This is a genomic window from Variovorax sp. W1I1 (genome assembly GCF_030815625.1).
GTDB classification, from domain to species: Bacteria; Pseudomonadota; Gammaproteobacteria; order Burkholderiales; family Burkholderiaceae_C; genus Variovorax; species Variovorax paradoxus_C.
In genome coordinates this window covers 4,137,938-4,154,207 of record NZ_JAUSWZ010000001.1, presented here as the reverse complement: position 1 = coordinate 4,154,207, position 16,270 = coordinate 4,137,938, and the positions used below count along the sequence as shown (strand labels likewise).

At 66.1% G+C, this 16,270-nt stretch carries 16 protein-coding genes; 13 read left to right on the top strand and 3 right to left on the bottom strand.

Features of this window, described 5'->3' with window-relative positions; translation table 11 throughout:
* Positions 1–47 precede the first annotated feature (47 nt).
* From ggt to ntrC, 11 genes are all read left to right on the top strand, one after another.
* Positions 48–1,784 (top strand): gamma-glutamyltransferase, encoded by a 1,737-nt coding sequence (ggt, locus tag QFZ83_RS19540; RefSeq protein ID WP_307509256.1) that lies wholly within the window; start codon positions 48–50, stop codon positions 1,782–1,784.
* A 56-nt stretch (positions 1,785–1,840) separates the two neighbouring features.
* Positions 1,841–2,590 (top strand): pseudouridine synthase, encoded by a 750-nt coding sequence (locus tag QFZ83_RS19535; RefSeq protein ID WP_307509253.1) that lies wholly within the window; start codon positions 1,841–1,843, stop codon positions 2,588–2,590.
* A gap of 91 nt (positions 2,591–2,681) precedes the next feature.
* Positions 2,682–3,689: a YncE family protein gene (locus tag QFZ83_RS19530; protein WP_307509250.1), complete on the top strand. Its 1,008-nt coding sequence runs from the start codon at positions 2,682–2,684 to the stop codon at positions 3,687–3,689.
* Positions 3,673–4,479, top strand: coding sequence for a polysaccharide deacetylase family protein (locus QFZ83_RS19525; RefSeq protein WP_306877773.1), 807 nt, complete (start codon positions 3,673–3,675; stop codon positions 4,477–4,479). The genes QFZ83_RS19530 and QFZ83_RS19525 overlap by 17 nt, the downstream gene beginning before the upstream one ends.
* Before the next feature lie 10 nt (positions 4,480–4,489).
* Positions 4,490–5,464: a sterol desaturase family protein gene (locus tag QFZ83_RS19520; protein ID WP_307509248.1), complete on the top strand. Its 975-nt coding sequence runs from the start codon at positions 4,490–4,492 to the stop codon at positions 5,462–5,464.
* A gap of 41 nt (positions 5,465–5,505) precedes the next feature.
* Entirely contained in the window at positions 5,506–6,393 is an 888-nt protein-coding gene (locus tag QFZ83_RS19515; protein ID WP_307509245.1) for an EI24 domain-containing protein, read from the top strand.
* Positions 6,390–7,190 carry a molybdopterin-binding protein gene (locus QFZ83_RS19510; protein WP_306877767.1) on the top strand — a complete coding sequence of 267 codons (801 nt, stop codon included), beginning with the start codon at positions 6,390–6,392 and terminating at the stop codon, positions 7,188–7,190. The genes QFZ83_RS19515 and QFZ83_RS19510 overlap by 4 nt, the downstream gene beginning before the upstream one ends.
* Before the next feature lie 146 nt (positions 7,191–7,336).
* Positions 7,337–8,752: a type I glutamate--ammonia ligase gene (glnA, locus tag QFZ83_RS19505; protein ID WP_093434476.1), complete on the top strand. Its 1,416-nt coding sequence runs from the start codon at positions 7,337–7,339 to the stop codon at positions 8,750–8,752.
* 133 nt (positions 8,753–8,885) lie between these two features.
* The gene (locus QFZ83_RS19500) at positions 8,886–9,398 is read left to right on the top strand and encodes a hypothetical protein (RefSeq protein ID WP_307509242.1); all 513 of its coding nucleotides are present in this window, start codon (positions 8,886–8,888) and stop codon (positions 9,396–9,398) included.
* Between the two features lie 4 nt (positions 9,399–9,402).
* A complete protein-coding gene (glnL, locus tag QFZ83_RS19495) occupies positions 9,403–10,482 on the top strand; it encodes a nitrogen regulation protein NR(II) (protein WP_306877766.1) in 1,080 nt (359 codons plus the stop codon).
* A 24-nt stretch (positions 10,483–10,506) separates the two neighbouring features.
* Complete coding sequence (ntrC, locus tag QFZ83_RS19490) at positions 10,507–12,054, top strand: nitrogen regulation protein NR(I) (protein ID WP_307509239.1); 1,548 nt, start codon at positions 10,507–10,509, stop codon at positions 12,052–12,054.
* 30 nt (positions 12,055–12,084) lie between these two features.
* Here ntrC and QFZ83_RS19485 read toward each other — a convergent pair whose 3' ends face one another.
* The gene (locus tag QFZ83_RS19485) at positions 12,085–12,615 is read right to left on the bottom strand and encodes a hypothetical protein (protein WP_307509234.1); all 531 of its coding nucleotides are present in this window, start codon (positions 12,613–12,615) and stop codon (positions 12,085–12,087) included.
* A gap of 14 nt (positions 12,616–12,629) precedes the next feature.
* Positions 12,630–13,415 (bottom strand): exodeoxyribonuclease III, encoded by a 786-nt coding sequence (gene xth, locus QFZ83_RS19480; protein WP_307509232.1) that lies wholly within the window; start codon positions 13,413–13,415, stop codon positions 12,630–12,632.
* A gap of 226 nt (positions 13,416–13,641) precedes the next feature.
* Here xth and QFZ83_RS19475 point away from each other — a divergent pair, with 226 nt between their 5' ends.
* Both QFZ83_RS19475 and QFZ83_RS19470 read left to right on the top strand, forming a co-directional pair.
* Positions 13,642–14,376 carry an AP2 domain-containing protein gene (locus QFZ83_RS19475; RefSeq protein ID WP_144298955.1) on the top strand — a complete coding sequence of 245 codons (735 nt, stop codon included), beginning with the start codon at positions 13,642–13,644 and terminating at the stop codon, positions 14,374–14,376.
* A 37-nt stretch (positions 14,377–14,413) separates the two neighbouring features.
* Complete coding sequence (locus QFZ83_RS19470) at positions 14,414–15,091, top strand: alpha/beta family hydrolase (RefSeq protein ID WP_307509228.1); 678 nt, start codon at positions 14,414–14,416, stop codon at positions 15,089–15,091.
* A 4-nt stretch (positions 15,092–15,095) separates the two neighbouring features.
* On the opposite strand, the gene QFZ83_RS19465 is transcribed toward QFZ83_RS19470, so the two are convergent.
* The gene (locus tag QFZ83_RS19465; RefSeq protein WP_307509226.1) at positions 15,096–16,262 is read right to left on the bottom strand and encodes a mandelate racemase/muconate lactonizing enzyme family protein; all 1,167 of its coding nucleotides are present in this window, start codon (positions 16,260–16,262) and stop codon (positions 15,096–15,098) included.
* Positions 16,263–16,270 lie beyond the last annotated feature (8 nt).

Below are 16,270 nucleotides of genomic sequence, written 5' to 3'. Positions count from 1 at the left end.
CGTTTTCATTCCCTCGTTCTTCATCCAACTCAAAGAGGAGACTTCCCATGCAGCAATTCCACTGGACGCCGACATTGCGCGCCGCCGTCGCAGCCGCGCTCGCGCTGACTGCCGCGGGCGCGTCGCAGGCGGCCTCGCAAGCGCCGATCGCGGCCGAGCACGGCATGGTCGTGAGCGCGCAGCACCTGGCCAGCAAGGTCGGCGTCGACGTGCTCAAGCGCGGCGGCAATGCGGTCGATGCGGCGGTTGCCGTGGGCTATGCGCTGGCGGTGGTGTACCCGGCAGCGGGCAACCTCGGCGGCGGCGGTTTCATGACCGTGCAGCTGGCCGACGGCCGCAAGACCTTCCTCGACTTCCGCGAGAAGGCGCCGCTGGCCGCAACGGCCAACATGTACCTGGACAAGGACGGCAACGTCATCAAGGGCCTGAGCACCAACGGCCACCTCGCCGTCGGCGTGCCGGGCTCGGTGTCGGGCATGGAATACGCCCGCGAGAAGTACGGCACGATGAAGCGCGCCGACCTCCTCGCCCCCTCGATCCAGCTGGCCGACAAGGGCTTTGCGCTGGAGCAGGGCGACATCGACATGCTCTGGACCTCCACTGCCGACTTCCAGAAAGACCCGGTCTCCGGCGCGATCTTCCTGAACAAGGGGCAGCCCTTCCAGGTCGGCCAGAAGCTCGTGCAGAAGGACCTCGCCAAGACGCTGAAGGAAATCAGTTCCAAGGGCACCGACGGTTTCTACAAGGGCTGGGTCGGCAAGGCGATCGTGGCATCGAGCCAGGCCGGCAAGGGCATCATCACGCAGGCCGACCTCGACCAGTACAAGACGCGCGAACTCGCGCCGGTGGAGTGCGATTACCGCGGCTATCGTGTGGTGTCGGCACCGCCGCCGAGCTCGGGCGGCGTGATCATCTGCGAGATGCTCAACATCCTGGAGGGCTATCCGCTCAAGGACCTGGGTTTCCGTTCGGCGCAATCGGTGCACTACCAGATCGAGGCCATGCGCCACGCCTACGTGGACCGCAACAGCTATCTGGGCGATCCCGACTTCGTGAAGAACCCGCTCGATCGCCTGCTCGACAAGGGCTACGCCGAGAAGATCCGCGCGGCCATCGACCCGAAGAAGGCCGGCGTCTCCAAGGACATCAAGCCCGGCGTCGCGCCGCATGAAGGCAGCAACACCACCCACTACTCGATCACCGACCAGTGGGGCAACGCGGTCTCGGTGACCTACACGCTGAACGACTGGTTCGGCGCCAAGGTCACGGCCGACAAGACCGGCGTGCTGCTGAACAACGAGATGGATGACTTCACCTCCAAGATCGGGGTGCCCAACATGTACGGCCTGGTGCAGGGCGAGGCCAACGCCATCGCCCCGGGCAAGCGTCCGCTGAGCTCGATGAGCCCGACCATCGTCTCCAAGGATGGCAAGCCGGTGTTCGTGGTCGGCACGCCCGGTGGCAGCCGCATCATCACGGCGGTGCTGCACACGATCCTGAACGTGGTCGACTACGGCATGAACGTGCAAGAGGCCGTCGATGCGCCGCGCTTCCACCAGCAATGGCTGCCCGACGTCACCAACGTCGAGACCTTCGCGATCAGCCCCGACACCCGCAAGATCCTGACCGACATGGGTCATAACCTCGGTGTGCCGCAGCCGGCCAACCACTTGGCGGCGATCATCGTCGGCGCGCCTTCGCTGGGCGGCAAGCCGGTCGGCGCGAACCGCTTCTACGGCGCGAACGATCCGCGCCGCAACACCGGTCTGGCGGCCGGGTACTGATCCTGCAAACTCAGGGCGGTCGTGCCACGCTGGCGCGGCCGCCTTTTTCATTTCCCATGCATCTGCAAGACATCCTCTACACCCAGGGCTTCGGCACGCGACGCGTGTGCGCGGGGCTGGTCCAGCAAGGCCACGTGATCATCGACGGCAAGGCCGTGACGGACCCCTTCGTCGACCTCGACCCCGAAGGCCTTCTCTACACCGTGCAGGGCACGCCGTGGGCCTACCACGAGAAGGCCTACCTGATGCTGCACAAGCCGGCCGGCACCGAGTGCTCGCAGAAGCCCTCGACCTACCCGAGCATCTACACGCTGCTGCCCTCGCCGCTGCGCCTTCGGCCCAACAAGGGCGCGGTGCAGGGCGTGCAGGCCATCGGCCGGCTCGACCAGGACACGACCGGCCTGCTGCTCATGACCGACGACGGCCAGTTCATCCACAAGATGGGCTCGCCCAAGCACCACGTGCCCAAGGTTTATGAGGTGACTGCCAAGCACCCGGTGGACGAGGCGCAGATCGCGAAGCTGCTGGCGGGCGTGGTTCTCGACGACGACCCGAAGCCGGTGCGCGCGGCGGCCTGCGAATCCGACAGCCCGCTGCACCTGCGGCTCACGCTCACCGAGGGCAAGTACCACCAGGTCAAGCGCATGCTGGCCGCGGTGGGCAACCGGGTCGAGGGACTGCACCGTTCGCGCATCGGCGAGCTGTCGCTGCCCGCGGACCTGGCGCCGGGGCAGTGGCGCTGGCTGACAGCCGAAGAAGTGGCCGCGCTGCGTGCGCCGACGAAGCCTGCCAAGCCGCCAAAGTAGAGGCAGAAGGGGAGAGAAACAGCGCCGGACCGGTCAGCCAGCCTTCAGGGCTGGCCGTTAAGATCCTCAGCTCTTTCCCGGAACCTTCCCCTTGCGACTTCCTGCCCGCCCGAACGGCCGCGTTGCGGCCTTCCTGTTTTCCTGCCTGACCGCCCTGGTGGCCCACGCCGCCACCGCCGCGCCGGCTGAACCTCCCCCCATCTTCGTGCTCAATTCGCTGGACGCCAATGTCAGCGTGATCAATCCGGTCGACTGGACCGAGAAGCTGCGCATTCCCACGGGCAAGGAGCCGCACCACATCTACATGACGCCCGACGAAAAGTCGGTCATCGTGGCCAATTCGGCGGGCGATTCGCTCACGTTCCTCAACCCGAAGACGGCGGAAGTGCAGCGGGTGGTCTACGGGATCATCGATCCGTACCAGCTGCAGTTCTCGCGCGACATGAAGTGGTTCGTCACCGCGGGCAACCGGCTGAACCACGTGGACGTGTACCGCTGGGACGGCAAGGACCTGAAGCTCGCCAAGCGCATCGCCTCGGGCAAGACGCCCAGCCATATCTGGATCGACAACACCAGCACCATTGCCTACGTGACGATGCAGGACAGCGACGAGATGATCGCCATCGACCTGCCCACGCAGACCATCCGCTGGCGCGTGGCCACCGGCGCCATGCCGGCCGACATCTACGGCATTCACAACGACAAGACCCTGCTCGTGGGCCTGACCGGCAGCGACGGCGTGCAGGTGTTCGATGTGGCGGGCACCGAGCCCAAGCTGGTCGGCAAGATCCTCACCGGCAAGGGCGCCCACGCCTTCCGCTCGGCCGGCGACGGCAAGAGCGTGTTCGTGAGCAACCGGGTGGCCAACACGATCAGCCGCATCGACATCGCGACGCTGAAGGTCAGCGCGACCTACGCGGTGCCGGGCGGCCCCGACTGCATGGACGTGTCGGCCGATGGCAAGACGCTGTACGTCACCTCGCGCTGGGCCAAGAAGCTCAGCGTGATCGACCTGGCCACGCAGAAGGTGGTTCGGCAAGTCAACGTCGGCCGTTCGCCACACGGCGTCTGGACCCTCGACCATGCCAAGCGCATCTAGCCGCGCCCGGCGGGCTATCGCGCTGGCAATGGCCGTTGCTGTCGTCCCCGCCGCCTGGGCGCAGGGCGGCACCTGCGAAAAGCCGGTCTACCTGACCTTCGACACCGGCCACATGGGCATTGCCCCGCTGGTGGCCGAGGTGCTCAAGCGGCAGGACGTTCGCGTCACCTTCTTCGCCGCCGCCGAGCGCACGACGACCGACGGCGACAGCCTCGACAACCACTGGGCGCCCTGGTGGAAGGCGAGGGCGGCCGAGGGCAACGAGTTCGCCTCGCACACCTACGACCACACCTACTGGCGCGCCGACCTGAAGGGCACCACGCCGACCTTCCGCGTGAAGCCCTCGGCGGGCGCGTTCGCCGGCCGCGAGCTCACGTGGACGGCGGCCGAGTACTGCGCCAACATCAGCAAGGCCTCCGAGCGGCTGGCGCTCATCACCGGCAAGAAGCCGCTGCCGCTGTACCGCGCGCCGGGCGGCAAGACCTCGCCCAAGCTGCTGGCGGCCGCCAAGGCCTGCGGTTTCGAGCACGTGGGCTGGGCGCCCGCAGGCTTTCTCGGCGACGAGCTGCCGAGCGAGAAGTTCAGCAACGAGAAGCTGCTGACGCAGGCGCTGGACACCATCCGCCCCGGCGACATCCTGCTCGCGCACCTGGGCATCTGGTCGCGCAAGGACCCGTGGGCGCCGGCCAACCTGGAGCCGCTGATCGTCGGCCTGAAGGCCAAGGGCTTCTGCTTCCAGACCCTGCGCCAGCACCCCGACTACCGCGCCTGGATCGCATCCCACCCCTGAGGTTAACGCCGTGATCGACTGGTTGACGGACCTTTTCTCCGCCCTGCAGGGCTGGTTCTTCGAGGCGGTGGTGCAGCCGCTGGTGTACGCCGTCGGCCTGGGTGGCTGGACCGAGGACGCCTTCGACGCCACCGGCTGGCTGCTGGTCGGCTTCATCCAGATCGTCGTGCTGCTCGCGGTGATCGGGCCGCTACAGCGCTGGCGCTCGGTGGAACCGGTGGTCGACCGCCACGCGATCCGCATCGACGTGCTCTACACGCTGATCCACAAGCTGGGCCTCTTTCGCCTTGCGCTCTTCTTCACGCTGCAGCCTTTCTTCGACGATGCGCTGGGGAGCCTGCGTACGGCCGGGTGGGGCACCTTCCACCTGGACGAAGTCTGGCCCGGCGTGACCGACGTGCCGGTGGTCGCCTTTGCCATCTACCTCGTGGTGCTCGACTTCGTCGGCTACTGGATCCACCGTGGCCAGCACCAGTTCAACTGGTGGTGGGGCCTGCATTCGCTGCACCACTCGCAGCGCCAGATGACGATGTGGAGCGACGACCGCAACCACCTGGTCGACGACATCGTCCACGACGCGATCATCGTCATCGTGGCGCAACTGATCGGCGTGGCGCCGGGGCAGTTCATTGCCTTCGTCGCCTTCACGCAGCTCAGCGAAAGCCTGCAGCACGCAAACCTGCGGCTGAGCTTCGGCGCGATCGGCGAGCGGCTCTGGGTCAGCCCGCGCTTCCACCGGCTGCATCACAGCATCGGCCTCGGCCATGAGTCGCGCGGCAAGAGCACGCTGGGCGGCCACAACTTCGGTGTGCTGCTGCCTTGGTGGGACATGCTGTTCCGCACCGCGAACTTCGAGGACCGCTACGACCCGACCGGCATCCGCGACCAGGTCGAGCCCGACGCGCTCGGCCGCACGCGTGACTACGGCCGGGGCTTCTGGGCGCAGCAGTGGCTGGGCCTCAAGCGCATGGTGGGCCGCGGCTGAATCGCCCCGGGCCCGATCCCAGGCGTTATCCTCGCTGCCTCATGCGCCTGCTCCTCGACTCCTTCTGGCGCGCGGTCGCCTATTGCATGCTGCCGCGCGTGATCGTGCTGTCGCTGCTGCCGCTGGGCCTGATGGTGCTGCTGGCCGCGGGGCTCGGCTATTTCTATTGGGATTCGGCCGTCACCTGGACGCGCAGCGCGCTCGACGCCTGGCCGCTGCTCGCGAGCTTCTGGGCCTGGATCGGGCGGCTTTTCTCGGGCGACGTGACCTTCGTGCTGGCCTCGCTGGTCGTGGTGTTCGCCGCCACGCCGCTGATCGTGGTGGTGTCGCTGCTGATCGTGGCGGGGCTGATGTCCCCCGCGCTCACCAAGCTGGTGGGAGAACGCCGTTTTCCGTCGCTGGAGCAGAAGAAGGGCGCTTCCTTCCTCGGCAGCGTGGCGCGTTCGCTGGGCGTGACCCTCCTCGCGCTGCTGGCGCTGGTGGTCTCGATGCCGCTTTGGCTCATTCCGCCGCTGGTGTTGATTCTTCCGCCGCTCATCTGGGGCTGGCTCACCTACCGGGTCATGAGCTTCGATGCGCTGGCCGAGCACGCGAGCCCTGAGGAGCGCGCCACGTTGCTGCGCACGCACCGGTTGCCGTTGTTGTGCATCGGCGTGCTGTGCGGTTACCTGGGCGCCGCGCCGAGCATCGTCTGGGCTTCAGGGTTGTTGTTTGCCGCCGCCTTCTTCGTGCTGGTGCCGATCGCGATCTGGATCTACACACTGGTCTTCGCCTTCTCGGCACTCTGGTTCGCGCACTATTGCCTCGATGCCCTGGCCCAGCTGCGCACGCAGCGCGCCGCGGCGCTGGCCTCGGCCGAAGGCGGCGCGCCCGCCCTCGAGGCGGCCGAAGCAAACCAGGCCGCACTTTCTCAATGGGGTTCACCATGACACGCGCATTCGGTCTCATCGTCGTCGGCGACGAGATCCTCTCCGGCAAGCGCGCCGACAAGCACATGCCCAAGGTCATCGAACTGCTCGCCGCGCGCGGCCTGCAACTCGGTTGGGCTGAATACGTGGGCGACGAGCCGACGCGCATCACCGCCGCGCTCATGCGCGCCTTCGCCTCGGGCGACATCGTGTTCTCGACCGGCGGAATCGGCGCCACACCCGACGACCACACCCGCCAATGCGCCGCCAAGGCGTTGCGCGTGCCGCTCGCGCTGCACCCCGAAGCCGAGGTGCTGATCCGCGAACGCATGCAGGACACGGCCAAGGAGCAGGGCACCGTCTACGAGCCCGACCGGCCCGACAACATCCACCGCCTGAACATGGGCGTGTTCCCGCAGGGCGCGACGATCATCCGCAATCCCTACAACAAGATCCCGGGCTTCAGCGTCGAGCATGTGCATTTCGTGCCGGGCTTCCCGGTCATGGCCTGGCCGATGATCGAATCGGTGCTCGACAGCCGCTATGCAGATCTCTTCACCCGCAATGCCATCGCCGAGAAGTCGGTGATCGTTTTCGGTGCGATGGAAGCCACCCTCACGCCCCTGATGCAGGCCATCGAGGAGACCCATGCGGGCATCAAGGTGTTCAGCCTGCCGAGCGTCGATCACCCCCAATATGGCCGCCACATCGAGTTGGGCGTCAAAGGCGACCCCGGCCGGCTCGATGCGGCCTATACCCAGCTGATCGAAGGGTTGCACACTTTCGATGCCAAGCTTGGCCCAGAATTGGTGCGATAAAAGTCAATGCACCAGTTTGGTGATATCCCGCACGTATTTAAGCGGTGCATCCGTCCATAAAGTCTCATTCCGTGAGGCGACAATGGCACAGAAACTGCATCCTTCGTTCCCGTATTCCTAACCACCATCCAACTCAGGAGAAACTGATGGCAAAGACCGTCGCCGATGTACTCAAGCTCGTCAAGGAAAACGAGGTCAAGTTCATCGACTTCCGCTTCACCGACACCCGTGGCAAAGAGCAGCACGTCACCGTGCCGGTCTCGGCTTTCGATGAAGACAAATTCACGTCGGGCCACGCGTTCGACGGCTCGTCCATCGCTGGCTGGAAGGGGATCGAAGCTTCGGACATGCAGCTCATGCCCGACCCCAACACCGCCAACATCGACCCCTTCTTCGAAGAAACGACGCTGATCCTGACCTGCGACGTGATCGATCCGGCAGACGGCAAGGCCTACGAGCGCGACCCGCGTTCGCTCGCCAAGCGCGCCGAGGCGTACATGAAGGCCTCGGGCCTGGGCGACACCGCCTTCTTCGGTCCGGAACCCGAATTCTTCGTGTTCGACGGCGTTCGCTGGAAGAACGACATGTCGGGCTGCTTCGTGAAGATCGATTCCGAAGAAGCCTCGTGGAACACCGACAAGGAATACGAACACGGCAACACCGGCCACCGTCCGGCGGTCAAGGGCGGCTACTTCCCGGTTCCCCCGGTCGACAGCTTCCAGGACATGCGCTCGGAAATGTGCCTGGTGCTCGAAGCCCTCGGCATCCCGGTCGAAGTGCATCACCATGAAGTGGCCAACGCCGGCCAGATGGAACTCGGTACCAAGTTCAGCACGCTGGTGCAGCGCGCCGACTGGGTCCAGCTGCAGAAGTACGTGATCCACAACGTGGCCCACGCCTACGGCAAGACCGCCACCTTCATGCCCAAGCCCATCGTCGGCGACAACGGCTCCGGCATGCACGTGCACCAGTCGGTCTGGAAGGACGGCAAGAACCTGTTCGCCGGCGACGGCTACGCAGGCCTGTCTGACTTCGCGCTGCACTACATCGGCGGCATCATCAAGCACGCCCGTGCCCTGAACGCCATCACGAACCCCGGCACCAACAGCTACAAGCGCCTGGTGCCCGGCTTCGAAGCCCCGGTGAAGCTGGCCTACTCGGCCAAGAACCGCTCGGCCTCGATCCGCATTCCGTTCGTGGCCAACCCGAAGGGCCGCCGCGTCGAAGCGCGCTTCCCCGATCCGCTGATGAACCCGTACCTCGGTTTCGCAGCGCTCTTGATGGCCGGCCTCGACGGCGTGGAAAACAAGATCCATCCGGGCGAAGCCGCCAGCAAGGACCTGTACCACCTGCCGCCGGAAGAAGACGCGCTGATCCCGACCGTGTGCCACAGCCTCGACCAGGCCCTGGAATACCTCGACAAGGACCGTGCGTTCCTGACCAAGGGTGGCGTGTTCACCGATTCGTACATCGATGCGTACATCGAGCTGAAGATGCAGGAAGTCACCCGCTTCCGCATGGCGACCCATCCGGTCGAGTTCGACATGTACTACTCGCTGTAAAGCGAGCCCCTCGCGGGGAAGTAAGACAAAAGGACGGCCTCGGCCGTCCTTTTTCCTTGACGCGGAACATCTTGTCACCAGTGGCGCGGAATTGCATGAAAATGCGCCTTTGTCGCGCCACCCACCGATTCACATGAAGACTGCTTCTCTCATTTTCCTGGCCGGTTCATTGTTGGCCGCCCTGCCGGCGTCCTCGCAAGAGCGCGTGTGGCGCTGCGGCAATGAATACACCAACAACGCCACCATCGCCCAGCAGAAGGGCTGCAAGGTCATGGAGGGCGGCAACGTCACCGTCGTCCAGGGTGGCGGTGGCACGACGAAGTCGTCGTCGAGCGGCTCGTCGGGCGCTTCCGCCGCGCGTGCGCCGGCCGGCAGCCCGCGCGTCGAAGGCGTCGACCAGCGCGCCCGCGACGGCGAAGCCCGTTCGGTGCTCGAGTCCGAACTCAAGAAGGCCGAGGCTCGCCAGGCCGAGCTGCAGAAGGAATACAACAACGGCGAGCCCGAAAAGCAGGGCAGCGAAGGCCGCAACTATCAGAAGTACCTCGACCGCGTGGCCGAAATGAAGGCCGAACTCGCGCGCAACGAGAGCGACATCGCAGGCATCCGCCGGGAAATTGGCCGGTTGCCCACCAACAAACCCCAGTAATCGCATGGCATTCGGGAAGAAGGCGGTTGGCGCCAACACGCGCTTTCAAACCTTCGACCTGCTGTCCACGCTGATCGCCGTGGTCAACAGCGACGGCTCCGTGCTGTTCGCCAACGCAGGCCTCGAAGACGCACTGGGCACCTCGCGGCGAACGCTCGAAGGCTCGCAGTTCGGCGCCTGTTTTCACGAGCCGCAGGTGCTGCGCACCGCGCTCGACGGCGCAAGCAGCAACGACTTCGCCACGCTGCGCTACGAAGCCTTTCTGCGGCGCGTCAATCACGAGCTGATGCCTGTGCAGGTCACGCTCGCGCACGGCGACAAGAAGGGCGAACTCATCATCGAGATGTCGCCGCTCGAGCACCAGGTGCGGCAAGACCGCGAAGAGCGGCTCATCGACCAGGCGCAGGCGAACAAGGAACTCATCCGCAACCTCGCGCACGAGATCAAGAATCCGCTCGGCGGCATTCGCGGCGCGGCGCAGCTGCTGCAGATGGAGGTCGAGTCGCGCGACCTCATCGAATACACCCAGGTCATCATCCACGAGGCCGACCGGCTCCAGACGCTGGTCGACCGCCTGCTGGCGCCGCACCGCCGGCCGCACGTGGTGGGCGACGTGAACATCCACGAAGTCTGCGAACGCGTGCGCTCGGTGATCCTTGCGGAGTTTCCGCGCGACCTGCACATCGAGCGCGACTTCGACGTGTCGATTCCCGAGTTCCGCGGCGACCGCGAGCAGCTCATCCAGGCCACCCTCAACATCGTGCACAACGCCGCGCAGGCGCTTGCCGAGCGCCGCGCGGCAGGCGATGCGCAGATCACTTTCAAGACGCGCATCGCCCGGCAAGTGATATTCAACAAGCAGTGGTATCGATTGGCATTGGAATTGCATGTCATCGACAATGGACCGGGTGTGCCGGACACGATCAAGGACCGCATCTTCTATCCGCTCGTATCGGGCAGGGAGGGCGGAACAGGCCTCGGGCTGACCCTTGCACAAACCTTTGTGCAACAGCATCACGGCGTGATCGAGTGCGACAGCGTCCCGGGCCGAACCGATTTCAAGATACTGATACCGCTGCCCTAGCGCAGCACGGCAACAAGGAGATGCATGAAGCCGATCTGGATAGTTGATGACGACCAATCGATCCGCTTCGTGCTCGAGAAGGCCTTGCTGCGCGAAGACTTGCCCACCCGCAGTTTCACGAATACCCGGGAGGTGCTCGCAGCCCTGGAGCAGGCCGACGACGACGAGCAGCAGGGCCCCCAGGTCCTGGTGAGCGACATCCGCATGCCCGGCGGCTCCGGGCTCGATTTGCTCGACAAGATCAAGGCCAAGCACCCCGGCCTGCCCGTCATCATCATGACGGCGTTCTCCGACCTCGACAGCGCCGTCTCGGCCTTCCAGGGCGGCGCCTTCGAATACCTGCCCAAGCCCTTCGACCTGCCGCGCGCGGTCGAGCTCATCCGCCGCGCTGTCGACGAAAGCCAGCGCGAGGAAGTCTCCGAAGAGCGCATGGTCGCCGCGCCCGAAATGCTCGGCCAGGCGCCCGCGATGCAGGACGTGTTCCGCGCCATCGGCCGGCTGTCGCAGAGCAACGTCACGGTGCTCATCACCGGCGAATCGGGTTCGGGCAAGGAACTGGTGGCGCGTGCGCTGCACAAGCACTCGCCCCGCGCCAACGGGCCCTTCGTGGCCATCAACACCGCGGCCATCCCGAAGGACCTGCTCGAGAGCGAACTCTTCGGCCACGAGCGCGGCGCCTTCACCGGCGCGCAGACCATGCGGCGCGGCCGCTTCGAGCAGGCCGAGGGCGGCACGCTCTTCCTCGACGAAATCGGCGACATGCCGTTCGACCTGCAGACGCGCCTCCTGCGCGTGCTGAGCGACGGCCACTTCTACCGCGTGGGCGGCCACAACTCGGTCAAGGCCAACGTGCGCGTGATCGCGGCGACCCACCAGGACCTGGAGCAGCGCGTCAAGCTCGGCGGCTTCCGCGAAGACTTGTTCCACCGCCTCAACGTGATCCGCCTTCGCCTGCCGGCATTGCGCGAACGCGGCGAGGACGTGCCCGCGCTCACGCGCCACTTCCTGCAGCAAAGCGCAAGGCAGCTCGGCGTCGAGCCCAAACGCATCTCCGATGCGGCGCTTGCCAAGCTCGCCACCTTCGGTTTTCCTGGCAACGTCCGCCAACTCGAAAACATCTGCCATTGGCTGACCGTGATGGCGCCCGCGCAGCTGATCGAAACCAAGGACCTGCCGCCCGAGGTGATGGCCGTCGGCCTGGACACGCATGCGGCCGACGTCGCCGCACCGGTGGCCGCCGCTGTACAACCGTCGGTTGTGCCACTGCCGGGCCCGCCGGGCCTGCCGGTCCCGGGCGTCGAGCGCGAATCGGTGTCGGCCTCCGCCGTCCCCGAGGCCGTGGAAGCGCCTGTTGGTGTGAGCAGCTGGGAAAGCGGCCTGGAACTCGAAGCCCAGGCCTTGCTGGCCGCCGGCCGCACCGACGTCTGGGATGTGCTTTCGCGCCGCTTCGAATCGCGCCTGATCCTCACAGCCCTGGGCAGCACCCGCGGCCGCCGCATCGAGGCCGCTCAGAAGCTGGGCATCGGACGCAACACCATCACTCGGAAGATCCAGGAACTCGGCATCGAGTAAGCGCGAGCCCGAGGCATCGTGCCTCGGGGGCTATCGGCTCCGCTGGCCCAGCGTCAGCGAGTCGAGCTGGAACTTTCCGCTCTTGTCCCAGAGCCAGGTATCGACATATGTGTGGCCGCCCAGCTTGCCCGGCGAAGGCAGCGGCGACGTCGCCTTGATGAGCTCGGCAATCATCGGGGGCACTTCCGGCGCATGGCTCGGCACGCGGCTGAAGCTCACGTTGGTCACCTTGCCGTCCGCGTCGATGTCCGTCTCGACCACCACCACCGCGTAGACCAGCGGCGGAATCTTTCCCTTGTAGATCCGGTTGGCGTACGCCTTGTAGATGTGGCGCGCGCCGGTCTTGCGGTAGGCACGCACGGCGGGCGTTTGCGCGGTGATCAGGCGCACCGTCGGCACGTCGCTCTTGCCGGGCGGCGCCGCTTCGTCCGTGGGCGCCGTGGCGCTCTTGCCGTCTTCCGTCTTCTCGGCGGGCTTGAGAATCGAGCAGGCGCCCAGCGTCAGCGCGATCGCGAAGATCCCCAGGGTGCGGCCGGGTCGCAGAAGCAGGTGTTCGGTCATGGCGGGCTTGGGGCTCAGGCGCCCGGGGCCAGGTCGAGCACCACGGGGGCGTGATCGCTCGGCTTCTCCCACTTGCGCGGCACGCGGTCGATGATGCAGCCCTTCACGCGCGGCAGCAGCGGCTCGCTCACGAGGATGTGGTCGATGCGCAGGCCCCGGTTCTTCTGGTAGCCGAGCATGCGGTAGTCCCACCACGAGTAGCTCTTCTCGGGCTGCTCGAACATGCGGAAGCTGTCGGTGAGGCCGAGTGCCAGCAGCGCCTTGAAATGCTCGCGCTCCTCGGTCGTGTGATGGATGGTTTCCTTCAGCCCCACCGGATCGAAGCTGTCACGGTCTTCGGGCGTGATGTTGAAGTCGCCCAGCAGCACGAGGTTCGGGTGCGCGACGAGTTCCTGGCGCAGCCATTCGCGCAGAGCATCCAGCCACTTCAGCTTGTATTCGAACTTGTCGCTGCCCGGCGCCTGGCCGTTCACGAAGTAGCCGTTGACCACACGCAGCGGGCCCGTGGGCGTCTCGACGGTGGCGGCGATCACGCGCGACTGGTCGTCCGTGAAGCCGCCGATGTTCTTCACCACGTCGCGCATCGGCGCGAGGCTCAGGATGGCAACGCCGTTGTAGGTCTTCTGGCCGAACACCGCGGCCTCGTAGCCGGCCGACTTGAGCACCTCGAGCGGGAACTTGTCGTCGGTCATCTTGAGCTCCTGCAGGCAGAGCACGTCGACCGGGTTGGCAATCAGCCAGTCGAGCACGTGCTGCAGGCGGGCGGTGAGGGAGTTGACGTTCCAGGTGGCAATTTTCATGGATCGCTGTCGAGTTGTTGGTTTCGATGATGTTCGCGTAACGATACGCCGGATCCGCGTAAAGACGCTTGTCCAGCGGAACCGCGGGGCGCTGTCCCGAACCAGAAATGTACGTTGCTGCGGGGACCGCGCCGTGTCGGACCACGGCCCAACCCCCAATGCAAGCGCTGCTCCCCGGTCGTTATTACGATAGGTAACCCGATACACGTTTCGCACTGCTCAACCCATGCCAAAAGGTGTTCCGAATTCGGCCGACATGTACGGCATCTACAGCCGGCCTTGGGGCTTCGAGGTGTCGATCGTCAGGGCCGGCGTGCGGTATCGCGAGGGGTTCGGCCAGGCCAGCTACGGCGGCGCTTCGCAGGCGCTGCTGCACGCGCAGCGGTGGCGCGATGCGCTGGTGAAAAGCCTGCCGCCGCCTACGCGCCGCTCCCGGGCCGAGAAGCTCCGGCCCAACAACAAGACCGGGGTGCCCGGCGTGTTCCGCCTGCTGTCGGCCCACGGAAAGATGCTGGGCTGGCTCGCCAAGACCTACATCGCCCACGACCAGATCCTGCGGGCGCTGTTTCTCGCAGGCGACCAAGGCAGTGCAGCGCGGTCGATGGCGATCCGGGAACGCGAGCGGCAGCTCGCGCAGATGTCCGGGCTGGCGAAGGTGCATCCGGCCGAAGAGGCGATCCGCAATGCGCCTTCGCAACCGATCGAGGGGCTTTCGCCGAAACGCCCGCCGTCCGAGATCGTGCGAAAGAACAACCGCAGCGGCATTTCCGGCGTCACCTTCAAAGCGCCCCGGCCCCGGCACCCGGGCTACTGGATGGCCATCACCTACATCGCGGGAAGGGGCACGGTGAGCAAGGCGTTCTCGGTGGCAGCGCATGGCCACGACAAGGCCAGGGCGCTGGCCGTGGCGGAGCGCCGGCGCCAGTTGGAGCAGAAGCGCCGCGAGCGTCTGGCTGCTTGATGCGAATGCGTTCGTGGCCGAGGATCGGGGCTTTGCCATGAAAACAATGCAGATCGCAATCTCCGTCGCATCCGGTGTCGATGTCTCGGCTTTGGCGGTGGCACCGGCGGATGCCCAGGCCTGCCTTGTCCTGGCGCACGGTGCGGGCGCGGGCATGGCGCATCCGTTCATGAACGCCGTCGCCGCAGGGCTTGCAGAGCGGCGCATCGCGACGCTGCGCTATCAGTTCCCGTACATGGAAAAAGGCCTGAAGCGCGTGGACTCGCCAGTGCTCGCCCACGCCACCGTGCGAGCGGCCGTCCGATGCGCTTCGCAGCACTTCGATGGCGTTCGCCTGTTCGCCGGTGGCAAGTCGTTCGGTGGCCGCATGACCTCGCAAGCCCAGGCGCTCGATGCGATGCCGGGCGTCGAGGGGCTGGTCTTTCTCGGCTTCCCGCTTCACCCCTCGGGCGCGCCGTCCGTCGATCGCGCCGCTCATCTGTACGAGGTTGAGGTGCCGATGCTGTTCGTGCACGGCACGCGCGACAAGCTCGCGGAGCCCGAGCAGATGCGGCCCGTGCTTCGCGGCCTGGGAACACTGGCGACGTCGATGGAGATCGAGGACGCCGATCACTCGTTCAGCGTGCCCAAGCGCAGCGGACGCTCGAACGAGGACGCGCTCGACGAAGCGCTCGATGGCCTGGCCCTGTGGACACAGGCCTGGCGCATCGGCTGAGCAACTAGCTCGCCAGCGCCCGCATCTCGGCGATCAGGTCGGCCTTCCCCTCGAAACCGATGCCCGGCAGCGGCGGCAGCGTGACGTAGCCGTCCTGCACCTTCACGCCGTCGGGGAAACCGCCGTAGGGCTGGAACAGGTCGGGGTAGCTCTCGTTGCCGCCGAGGCCGAGGCCCGCGGCGATGGCCAGCGACATCTGGTGGCCGCCGTGCGGAATGCAGCGCGAGGGCGACCAGCCGTGTTCCTTCAGCATGTCGAGCGTGCGCAGGTACTCGACGAGGCCGTAGCTCAGCGCGCAGTCGAACTGCAGCCAGTCGCGGTCGGGCCGCATGCCGCCGTGGCGGATAAGGTTGCGCGCATCCTGCATCGAGAACAGGTTCTCGCCCGTGGCCATCGGGCCCGCGTACACCTCGCCGAGCTTGGCCTGCAGTTCGTAGTCGAGCGGATCGCCGGCTTCCTCGTACCAGAAGAGCGGGTACTGCGAGAGCGCGCGGCCGTAGTCGATGGCGGTGGGCAGGTCGAAGCGGCCGTTGGCGTCCACCGCGAGTTGCTGGCCGGGGCCGAGGATCTTCAGCACCGACTCGATGCGTTCGCAATCTTCGGCCAGCGTGGCGCCGCCGATCTTCATCTTCACGACCGAGTAGCCGCGCTCGAGGTAGCTGGTCATCTCGCGCTGCAGGCCTTCGACGCCCTTACCGGGGTAGTAGTAGCCGCCCGCGGCATACACGAACACGCGCGGATCGGGCGTGCCGTTGCCGTAGCGTTCGGCGAGCAACTGGTAAAGCGGCTTGCCGGCGATCTTGGCGACCGCATCCCACACGGCCATGTCGATCGTGCCCACGGCCACCGAGCGTTCGCCGTGGCCGCCGGGCTTCTCGTTGATCATCATGCGGGCCCAGATCTTGTGCGGATCGAGGTTCTCTCCGGTCTCGTCGAGGAGCGATGCGGGCTCGGCCTCCAGCAGCCGCGGCAGGAAGCGCTCGCGGATGAGGCCGCCCTGGCCGTAGCGGCCGTTCGAGTTGAAGCCGTAGCCCACCACGGGCCGCCCGTCGCGGATCACGTCGGTGACCACGGCTACCAGGCTCAGGGTCATCTTCGAGAAGTCGATGTAGGCGTTGCGGATGTCCGACTTGATCGGACGCGTGGACTCGAGGATGTTGACGATTTTCATGGTCGATG

Coding starts and splice junctions, on each gene's coding strand:
- xth (WP_307509232.1), bottom strand. CDS start 13,415: ATGAAAATTGCCACCTGGAACGTCAACTCCCTCACCGCCCGCCTGCAG.
- glnL (WP_306877766.1), top strand. CDS start 9,403: ATGGCATTCGGGAAGAAGGCGGTTGGCGCCAACACGCGCTTTCAAACC.
- QFZ83_RS19515 (WP_307509245.1), top strand. CDS start 5,506: ATGCGCCTGCTCCTCGACTCCTTCTGGCGCGCGGTCGCCTATTGCATG.
- QFZ83_RS19475 (WP_144298955.1), top strand. CDS start 13,642: ATGCCAAAAGGTGTTCCGAATTCGGCCGACATGTACGGCATCTACAGC.
- QFZ83_RS19465 (WP_307509226.1), bottom strand. CDS start 16,262: ATGAAAATCGTCAACATCCTCGAGTCCACGCGTCCGATCAAGTCGGAC.
- QFZ83_RS19525 (WP_306877773.1), top strand. CDS start 3,673: ATGCCAAGCGCATCTAGCCGCGCCCGGCGGGCTATCGCGCTGGCAATG.
- QFZ83_RS19470 (WP_307509228.1), top strand. CDS start 14,414: ATGAAAACAATGCAGATCGCAATCTCCGTCGCATCCGGTGTCGATGTC.
- QFZ83_RS19500 (WP_307509242.1), top strand. CDS start 8,886: ATGAAGACTGCTTCTCTCATTTTCCTGGCCGGTTCATTGTTGGCCGCC.
- glnA (WP_093434476.1), top strand. CDS start 7,337: ATGGCAAAGACCGTCGCCGATGTACTCAAGCTCGTCAAGGAAAACGAG.
- QFZ83_RS19485 (WP_307509234.1), bottom strand. CDS start 12,615: ATGACCGAACACCTGCTTCTGCGACCCGGCCGCACCCTGGGGATCTTC.
- ggt (WP_307509256.1), top strand. CDS start 48: ATGCAGCAATTCCACTGGACGCCGACATTGCGCGCCGCCGTCGCAGCC.
- QFZ83_RS19510 (WP_306877767.1), top strand. CDS start 6,390: ATGACACGCGCATTCGGTCTCATCGTCGTCGGCGACGAGATCCTCTCC.
- QFZ83_RS19535 (WP_307509253.1), top strand. CDS start 1,841: ATGCATCTGCAAGACATCCTCTACACCCAGGGCTTCGGCACGCGACGC.
- ntrC (WP_307509239.1), top strand. CDS start 10,507: ATGAAGCCGATCTGGATAGTTGATGACGACCAATCGATCCGCTTCGTG.